This is a genomic window from Streptomyces sp. NPDC043854 (assembly GCF_056436005.1).
In genome coordinates this window covers 21,058-29,973 of sequence record NZ_JBWKDK010000049.1, presented here as the reverse complement: position 1 = coordinate 29,973, position 8,916 = coordinate 21,058, and the positions used below count along the sequence as shown (strand labels likewise).

The following is an 8,916-nucleotide window of genomic DNA, read 5'->3' as shown; positions in this document are numbered from 1 at the left end:
TTTACACCAAACCCCCCACAAGGCCCCCCCCACCCCCCCCCCCCCCCCCCCCCCCCCCCCCCCCCCCCCCCCCCCCCCCCCCCCCCCCGCCCGTGCGTCGTGGCGGAATACCTCAGAAAAGACCGAGGGCCTCGGAGTCGTCCTTGTTCGGCTGGGCGGGGAGCTTCGGCAGGCCGTCGGACACCCCGCGCCGGCGGTCACCGAAGGCGTCCTCTTCGAGGGCGAGCCGCTTCTCCAGCTCGACCAGGTGGTGGGCCTCGTCGAAGCGGCGGGACTTGCCGCGCTCGGTGGGCTTCTTCCCCACCTGCACCTGAAAGCGGAACTTCTCGATCGGCTCGCCCGTGCGTTCGACGTAATCGCGCAGGGTCTTCAGGTTGGGGAAGACGCCGTCCTGGTCCGGCTCGCCGGAAAGGCGCTGCAGGGCGATGGAATGGTAGGCGGGGTCCAATTCGGCGCCGGTGAAGGTGCGGCCGTGGTCCCGGGCCACAACGGCGACCGTCCCGGTGCCCATGTACGGGTCGAGCACGGTGTCCCCGGGCTCCGTGGTCGACAGCAGCATGCGCGCCACCATGTCCTCCGGGAACTGCGCCGGGTGGACCGTCTGCTCCTCGTGGTTGTGCTTCACGTTCTGGAACAGCCAGATGTCCCCCGGGTTCTTCCCGAGCGGGTTGCAGGTGAGCTCGCCCTTGTTCTCCCCCCGCCAGGACTTCTTGTTCTGGTATTTCTGCGGGACCCGGATGTCGTCCAGGAAGAACTTGTAGTCCTCGCCCTTGGAGAACCAGAGAATCGTTTCGTGCCGTGCCGAGAATTTGTTCTTGGCGTGGAGTCCGTGCGGTCGGACCCAGACGATCCGGTTCCGCGGGACCATTCCCAGGTCCTCCAGGATCGGGAAGAACTTCACGTCCAGGGGAATGTGCATGCCCCTGTCGGTGTAGACCCCGACCTGCCAGAAGATGGAACCGCTGTCCGAGAGGACCCGGTGGCATTCCTCGAGCACCTTGCGCTGGAGCGCGAGGTATTCCTCGAGTTCCTTGCGCGACTCGTAGGACTTGCCGATGTTGTACGGCGGGGAGGAGATGACGGTGTCGACGCTTCCACTCGGTAGCCCGGCAAGCCACTCCAGGCAGTCACCCAAGTGAATCTTGTTCAGATGAGACATTCCTTACCTCTCCCGCTGCGCCCTCCGGGGGCACGCCGAGCCGCCCGGCACGCCATTGTAAGCGAGGGCTGCCCCGGCGGGCTGCTGTCCGAGTAAGCCGAAGCCCGGCGGCAGCGCGCTTCGGCGAATTGCCCCGAAGGGGATTTGAGCGAAAGCGGGCCGCGTGAATCACGGTCCATGCCGTATTCCGTCAGAACTCGACGAGGAGCTCGCACAGGCCGCGGATGACGTAGCCCGGCTGCCATCGGGGTTCGCGGACGAGCTTCAGCGGAGGGACGCCGTCGGCCAGGAAGGCGCCGAAGGACGCCATCAGCTCGCGGCGGGCGAGGGGGGCGCCCAGGCAGTAGTGGATGCCCGCGCCGAAGCTCAGGTGGGGGTTGTCGGTCCGGGCCAGGTCCAGCACGTCCGGGTCCGCGAAGCGGGAGGGGTCCCGGTTCGCAGAGCCGAAGAGCAGGGCGACCTCCGACCCGCGGGGAATGACCGTGTCACCGACCCGGATGTCGTCGAGGACCTACCGCTCGAACATCTGCAGGGGTGTGTCATAGCGCATCAGTTCATCCACAGCTGTGGACAACTTTTCGGGACGGAGCCCGGCCAGCTGCTCCGGATTGCGGAACAGGGCCCACCAGCCGTTGACGGTGGTGTTCACGGTCGCCTCGTGCCCGGCGTTCAGCAGGAGCACACAGGTGGAGATCATCTCCTGCTCGCTGAGCCGCCCCTCCTCGTCGTGGGCGGCGATCAGCCCGGAGATCAGGTCCTCGCCGGGCCGCCCCCGCCGCTCGGCGATCAGCTCCCGCAGATAGGCGCTGAACTCCACGCTCGCCCGGACCGCCCGCCGCGCCGTCTCCTCGTCGGGCCGGAGCTCGAACATCCCGCAGATGTCCGCCGACCACGGCCGCAGCAGCCCCCGGTCCGCCTCCGGCACCCCCAGCAGCTCTGCGATCACCGCCACCGGCAGGGGCTCGGCCACGACGGTCAGCAGGTCCCCGCCGCCGTCCGCAAGCAGCCGCCCCACCAACTCCTGCGCGAGCCGCTCCACGGCCGGTGCGAGCTGCTCCACCGTCCGCGGGGTGAACGCCTTCGACACCAGGCGCCGCACCCGGCCGTGCGCCGGGTCCTCGAGGTCCAACAGGCCGTTCCCGTTGAGCACATGGAAGGGCTCGTGCTCCGGCGGTGGAGCCTGGCGCCCGAACTCCTCGTGCGAGAACCGGTGCAGATAGGTCCGTCCCAGCCGCCGGTCGCGCAGCAGCGCGCTCACATCGGCGTAGTGCGGCACCAGCCATTGCCCGGTGGCCTCCCACCAGACCGCCCGGCCCTGCGCGCGCAGCTCCCGGTAGGCGGGGTACGGATCGGCGACGAACGCGGCATCCCACGGATCAAAGCCCATCTCCGCAGCCTAGCCAGCCAGCCAGCCAGCCCGCCGGGCGCCCGCCCACCCGGGCATCCGCCCGGAGCCGCGCTCCGTGCGGCGCACGGGCCCCCGCTACGACGGGGTCACGAGCCGTGTCTCGTACGCGAACACGGCCGCCTGCGTGCGGTCCCGCAGGCCCAGCTTCACCAGGATCCGGCTCACATGGGTCTTGATGGTGGACTCGGCGACCACCAGCCGGTGTGCGATCTCCGCATTGGACAGGCCCTGGGCGATCAGGACCAGCACCTCCGTCTCCCGCTCCGTCAGGACCTCGACCGCCGCCGAGCCGGCGAGCCGCGGCGCCGCCGACAGCCTCGAGAACTCCAGGATCAGCCGCCTGGTCACCGTCGGCGCCAGCAGGGCCTCCCCGGACGCGACCACCCGCACACCCTCGGCGAGTTGCCGGGCCGAGGCATCCTTGAGGAGGAACCCGGAGGCTCCGGCCCGCAGGGCCTGGTACACGTACTCGTCGAGGTCGAAGGTCGTCAGGACCAGCACCTTCGCGTCCGTGCCCGCGGCGACGATCTCCCGGGTCGCCTCCAGCCCGTTCATGACCGGCATCCGGATGTCCATCAGCACCACGTCCGGCCGCAGCGCCGCGACCCGGTCGATGGCCTCGCGGCCGTCGACCGCCTCGCCGACGACCTCGATCCCGTCCATCGCGTTCAGCAGGACGGAGAAGCCCTCCCGGACCATCATCTGGTCGTCGACGATGAGCACCCTGATCGTCATGCCGGGGCCTGCGCCGTGTCCTGGGCCGGCTCCTGCCGTCCCCGCACCGGTATGAACACCGCCACCTCGTACCCTCCTGTTTCCGTCCCGCCCGCGGTCATCTCCCCCTCCAGCATGGCCACCCGCTCACGCATCCCCGTGATCCCGTGCCCGGCGCCCGGCGAGGGGCGCACATCCCCGGTCGGCCTCCCGTTGACCACCCGTATGCCGAGCCCGCCCAGTACATAGCTGACCTCGACCTCGGCCGCCGCCCCCGGGGCGTGGCGCAGCGTGTTGCTCAGCGCCTCCTGGATGATCCGGTACGCCGACAGCTCGACACCCTGCGGCAGTTCCCGCACCGCGCCCGTCACCGTCTTGTCCACGCTCAGCCCGGCATCGCGCACATTGGCCAGCAGCCCGTCCAGCGAGGCCAGCGTCGGCTGCGGGGCGTCGGGCGCCTCGTAGTCCGCGGAGCGGACCACGCCCAGCACCCGGCGCAGCTCCGTCAGCGCCGCCACCGCGTTCTCCCGGATGGTCGCGAACGCGGCCTCCAGCTCCGGCGGCGGGTTCTTCACCCGGTAGGGCGCGGCCTCGGCCTGGATCGCCACCACCGACATGTGGTGCGCCACCACGTCGTGCAGCTCGCGCGCGATGGTCGTGCGCTCCTCCAGCAGGGTTCGCCGGTCCCGCTCGACGGCCGTGACCTCCTGTTGCGCACTGACCTCCTGTGCGGCCTCCCTGCGGATGTTGCGGACCGTCACCACCAGCAGGGACATGGCCAGTAGGAAGGCCATCGGCACGACGCTCGCCGGGTCGCCCAGCCCGACCACGACGGGGAGGGTGAGCCCGACCGCCACGGTGATCAGCCACATCCAGCCGGCGGCCCGGGGCCGGGTCCGCATGGCCACGAGCGTCACCACGGCCAGGTACGAGAGGAAGGCGCCCGGTGACTGGGGCCAGATGTCCGTCCCCGCGTTGGCCACCGAGAGCGCCACGGTGGCCAACAGCGCCGCCCAGAACGCCCCCACGGGACGGACCAGCGTCATCAGGACCGGCGCGGCTGCTATCAGCCCCACCAGCAGGCTGCCCAGCGGCCACTCGAAGCTGCTGCCGGTCGAGGCGAGCAGCAGCACGAACAGGGCGAGCGCGGCCACCGCGGCATGCGGCAGGTGCGCCGACCGCATGCGTATCCGCTGCGGGAGCCGGCGCATCAGCGGACCGTCCGTGCGCTTCGGCGGCAGCGGCCGGAACGCGAACGCATCCGTGATCAGGTCCTCGCGCAGGCTGTGCAGCAGGTCGGAAGCCAGCCGGAACTCGGGGGCCCGGGGCGGCGCCCCGGGTGTGCTCGTCTCGGTCATGCCCCCACGGTAGGTCGCCCTCCCCGTCGTCCGCGTCGCCGCCGAAGGGGATCTCCCGGCCTCCCTCTCAGGTACTACCTGCCGCTTTCAGTAGCCCGTCGGACGGACCAGGCCCGTCTCGTACGCGAACACCGCCGCCTGCGTGCGGTCGCGCAGTCCCAGTTTCACCAGGATCCGGCCCACATGGGTCTTCACCGTCTGCTCGGCGACCACCAGCCGCGCCGCGATCTCCGCATTGGACAGGCCCTGCGCGATCAGCGCCAGCACCTCGGTCTCCCGCTCCGTCAGCTCCGCGATCCGGGCCTTCGACGGTGCCCGCGGCGCCCCCAGCCGGGAGAACTCGGTGATCAGCCGCTTGGTGATGTTCGGGGACAGCAGCGCCTCGCCGGCCGCCACCACGCGCACCGCCTCCGCGAGCTGGTCGGCCGAGGCGTCCTTCAGGAGGAAGCCGGAGGCCCCGGCGCGCAGCGCCTCGTACACGTACTCGTCGAGGTCGAAGGTGGTCAGCACCAGCACCTTCACGGCGGACCCCGCGGCGGCGGTGATGGCGGACGTCGCCTCGATGCCGCCCATGCCGGGCATCCGGATGTCCATCAGGACCACGTCCGGCCCGAGTTCGGCGGTCTTCGCCACCGCATCGGCGCCGTCCACGGCCTGCCCGACGACCTCTATGTCCGGCTGCGCGTTGAGGAGGACGGTGAAACCCTGCCGGACCATCATCTGGTCGTCGGCGATCATCACCCGGATCGGGTCGGCCGTCGTCGTCAACTCTCTGTTCCCTTCTTCGCCGCGGGATCCGTGGGAAGCACGGCGCTCACCTCGTACCCTCCGCCGGGCCGCGGACCGGCGGCCAGCTCGCCCCCCAGCATGCCCGCCCGCTCCCGCATGCCGAGCAGCCCGTGTCCCGCCCCCTGCGAGGGCGGTGCCGGTCGGGTCGGGGCGGTGTTGGCGATGCACAGGTGCAGCTCCCGCGGCCCGTACGCGATGCCGACCTCGACCCGTGAACCGGGTGCGTGGCGCAGGCAGTTGCTCAGTGCCTCCTGCACGATCCGGTACGCGGTGAGCTCGACGCCCGGGGTCAGCGGCCGGCGTGTCCCCGCTATCTCGGTGGTGACGGTCAGGCCTGCGCCGCGCACGTTGTCGACGAGGCCGTCCAGGTCGGCGAGGGTGGGCTGCGGGTGGTGCGGGTTAGCCGCGTCGTCGGGGTGCTCGGAGCGCAGTACGCCGAGGACCCGGCGCAGCTCCGTCAGCGCCTCCAGCGCGTTCTCCCGGATGCCCGCCAGGTTCTCCCTGAGCTCCTCGGAGGGGTTCTCGACCAGGTGGGGGGCGACCTGCGCCTGGATGGAGATCACCGACATGTGGTGGGCGACGACGTCGTGCAGTTCGCGGGCGATGCGGCTGCGCTCCTCCAGCAGGGTGCGCTGGGCGCGCTCCTCCTCGGTGAGGGTCTCCTGCTCGACGAGTTTGGTGCGGGCCAGCCGGGTGGCGCGCAGGGCGTACCCGAGTACGCCGACGAAACCGAAGAGGAGCATGACGTCGAGGACGGTGCTCTGGCCGTGCTCCGGCTTGAAGAGGAGCTCGGCGAGGCCCGTGAGGCCGACGGACAGGCAGATGACGGTGACGGTCACCCGGGGCGGCACGCGCAGCGCGACGAGCAGCAGCACCACGGCGAACGCGAAGATCCCGCCGGGGGCCCAGGGCCAGCTCTGCCCGGGCCCGACCCGGTCGTGGACCTGTACGGCGACCAGCGCTCCCGCCAGCAGGCCGAGCCACCAGCCGGCGAGCGGCCGGAACATCGCGAACAGGATCGACGCTCCCGTCGCCAGCGCAGCGACCAGCGGGTAGCCGCCGGTGACGCCGTAGTGGTCGGCCATCTGCTCGGCGGTGAGGAAGGCGCAGAAGATTCCGACGTAGCCGATCACGAGGTGCGGCAGCCAGGCCAGCCAGCGGGGCCGGGACATCCTGGGCAGGGGGTCCCACGCCACGGTGAACAGATCCAGGGCGAGTGTCCGCAGCAGGGCTCCGGGGCGCGTGGCGGTCGTGGCAGCGGCGTCGCTCTGGTCGTTCACGCCGTCCAGCCTAGGCATGGGTGATCATCTCCTCGGTTGCCGGCCGCCGTGCGGCGGGGGCTGCGGAGCCCGCGACCGTACGGGAAGGGGCGCCCGGCCGGGACCGCCTGGCCTGTTCGTACGCGCGGAACGCGGTCCAGCACACGGCCAGCGCGGCGGCGAAGACCGGGAGCCACAGCAGCCGGGCGGCTATCCACAGCGGGGAGTCGGGCACGGTGTGCAGCCCGGGCAGGTCGGCGGGGGCCAGCAGGCCGAGCGCGGTGACGGCCATCATCGCGGTCTGGTGCCACAGGAAGATCGTCATCGCGGACAGGTTCGCCAGGGCCACCGCCGCCCATGCCCGGGGCCGCCGCATGGCCCGGGCCACCGGCTCCCGCAGCAGCAGGGCCAGCCCGCACTGGGCGAGGCCGAAGGCGGCCGCGGCCAGGGTCGGCGGGTTCAGGTTCGATATCTCCGCCCCCGGGACACCGACCATGGACGCCGGGTACCCGCCCCACAGGACGAGCACGGCGGTGCCGGCGGCGCCACCGCCCAGCAGCAGCGCGGCCGGCCGGCGCCGGGCGAGCGCGCCCCGGGACCAGGCGGCGCCGAGGGTGTAGGGGACGAGCCAGCCGGCGGCCACGTTGACCCAGCCGGCCCACTCGGGCCCGCCGAGCCCGAACCGCCACACGTCCACGCCCGCCACCACGGCCAGCGGCCAGAGCGGGTTGAGCCGGGCCACGAGCGGGGTGGCGGCGGTGAGCACGGCGAAGACGAGGAGGAACCACAGCGGGGAGAGGACGAGCCGGACCAGCGTGTGGACGGTCTGGGGCTCCGTCCCGCCGAGCAGCATCCCGGCCGCGGCGACGGCCCACACGGCCAGCACCGCGGCGACCGGCCGGAACAGCCGGGACAGGCGCTGCCCGAGCCAGGCGCCGTACGACACCCCGCGCCGGCGCGCCGACGCGTGGCCGCGGGCCGCGACATGGCCGCCGACCAGGAAGAACACGGCCAGCGTCTGGAACACCCAGGACACCGGAGCCAGCCACGGCAGGTGGGACAGCGGGCTGGTGGTGCTCAGTCCGCCGTCGGCGGTGGCGGTCAGGGCGGTGACCAGCCAGTGCCCCAGCACCACGCCGAGGATGGCGAAGGTCCGCAGCGCGTCCACGGTCCGGTCCCGGTCGGCGGGAGTGGCCGCGTCCACACGGTCGGCGAGGACGGGCCAGCGGGCGCGGAGCTTACGCACGGGGGACCTCCGGGGTGCCGAGGACGATGCGGGCCAGGCTGTCGAGGGACTTGGTGCCGGGCTTGAGGTAGTCGCTGTGGCCGCCCGGCCCGGCCGCGAAGGCGCGGGCGCCGAAGGCGGGGGCGATGGGATCGGTGCCGAAGCCGACCGGGCCGACGCGGACGTGCGGGACCCGTCCGATCCAGTCGCCGCCGCCGCGGCCGGCCCACACCCGGGCCCCGGTCGGCAGTTCGGCGGCGGAGGCCGCGCCCGTGCCCGGGCTGCCGAACAGGGCCATGTCGCCGACCTTGGGTCCGGTGGCGGTACGGGCGCAGACCACCGAGCCGTAGGAGTGGCACAGGAGCGACAGCCGGGCCCCGGGGACCGAGACCTGCTCCAAGCGGCGGAGGAACGGCCCCAGTTCGGCGGCCCCCTCCTCCGCCCGGTCGGCGGTGAGCACGGTCGCGCTGATGGTGCCGGGCGTGTCGTAACCGAGCCAGGCGACCACGGCGGAGCGGGCGTGCTCGGCCGTCAGACGCTGCTGGAGGCTGACCGCCCCGGCCCGGAACCGCTGGTAGGTGTCCAGGGTGGTGTCGGAGCCGGGCACCAGGACGGTGATCCGGTCGGCGGTCTCCAGGTCCCCGAACACCTCGACGGCACGCCCCCGGCCCCGGCCGTCGAACGCGAGGAACTGCGCAGCCCCCTCCGCCTCCATGGCGTGGAGCCGGTCGGCCCGGCCGGTGCGGCCGGCGCCCCGGGCCATGCGGGCCGCGTCGGCGAGGTTGGCGAGGTTCGCCGCGTACGCCTCCCGGGGCGCGGCCCCTTCGGCGAGCGCCGCCGGTATCGGCATCGGCGCCGGCACCTCCGGGGAGGCGGCGGCGGACACGGGGACGGCCACGGCCGCGGCGACGAGGCCCGCCAGCAGGGTGCGGCGCAGACGGCCGCGCAGACGGCTTGCGCTGCGGCGTCCTTCAGGGCGTCCTTCGAGGCGGGTCATGGCGGTC

General features: G+C 72.6%; 7 protein-coding genes and 1 pseudogene. All 8 read right to left on the bottom strand.

Going from position 1 to position 8,916, the window contains the following annotated elements; all coding sequences use genetic code 11:
* Window positions 1-112 precede the first annotated feature (112 nt).
* The 8 genes and pseudogenes from AC068A_RS30565 to AC068A_RS30530 all read right to left on the bottom strand — a co-directional run bounded on the left by AC068A_RS30565 (window position 113) and on the right by AC068A_RS30530 (window position 8,909).
* The gene (locus tag AC068A_RS30565; RefSeq protein ID WP_478589504.1) at window positions 113-1,159 is read right to left on the bottom strand and encodes a DNA-methyltransferase; all 1,047 of its coding nucleotides are present in this window, start codon (window positions 1,157-1,159) and stop codon (window positions 113-115) included.
* Between the two features lie 190 nt (window positions 1,160-1,349).
* Window positions 1,350-2,546: pseudogene (locus AC068A_RS30560) on the bottom strand (cytochrome P450).
* Between the two features lie 96 nt (window positions 2,547-2,642).
* Window positions 2,643-3,302: a response regulator gene (locus AC068A_RS30555; protein WP_478589503.1), complete on the bottom strand. Its 660-nt coding sequence runs from the start codon at window positions 3,300-3,302 to the stop codon at window positions 2,643-2,645.
* Window positions 3,299-4,639 carry a sensor histidine kinase gene (locus AC068A_RS30550; RefSeq protein WP_478589502.1) on the bottom strand — a complete coding sequence of 447 codons (1,341 nt, stop codon included), beginning with the start codon at window positions 4,637-4,639 and terminating at the stop codon, window positions 3,299-3,301. The genes AC068A_RS30555 and AC068A_RS30550 overlap by 4 nt, the downstream gene beginning before the upstream one ends.
* An 87-nt stretch (window positions 4,640-4,726) precedes the next feature.
* Window positions 4,727-5,377 carry a response regulator gene (locus AC068A_RS30545; RefSeq protein ID WP_478589519.1) on the bottom strand — a complete coding sequence of 217 codons (651 nt, stop codon included), beginning with the start codon at window positions 5,375-5,377 and terminating at the stop codon, window positions 4,727-4,729.
* A gap of 26 nt (window positions 5,378-5,403) precedes the next feature.
* Entirely contained in the window at window positions 5,404-6,726 is a 1,323-nt protein-coding gene (locus AC068A_RS30540; RefSeq protein WP_478589501.1) for a sensor histidine kinase, read from the bottom strand.
* Window positions 6,719-7,933: an acyltransferase family protein gene (locus AC068A_RS30535; RefSeq protein ID WP_478589500.1), complete on the bottom strand. Its 1,215-nt coding sequence runs from the start codon at window positions 7,931-7,933 to the stop codon at window positions 6,719-6,721. Before AC068A_RS30535 ends, AC068A_RS30540 begins: the two co-directional genes overlap by 8 nt.
* Window positions 7,926-8,909 (bottom strand): alpha/beta hydrolase, encoded by a 984-nt coding sequence (locus tag AC068A_RS30530; protein WP_478589499.1) that lies wholly within the window; start codon window positions 8,907-8,909, stop codon window positions 7,926-7,928. Before AC068A_RS30530 ends, AC068A_RS30535 begins: the two co-directional genes overlap by 8 nt.
* Window positions 8,910-8,916 lie beyond the last annotated feature (7 nt).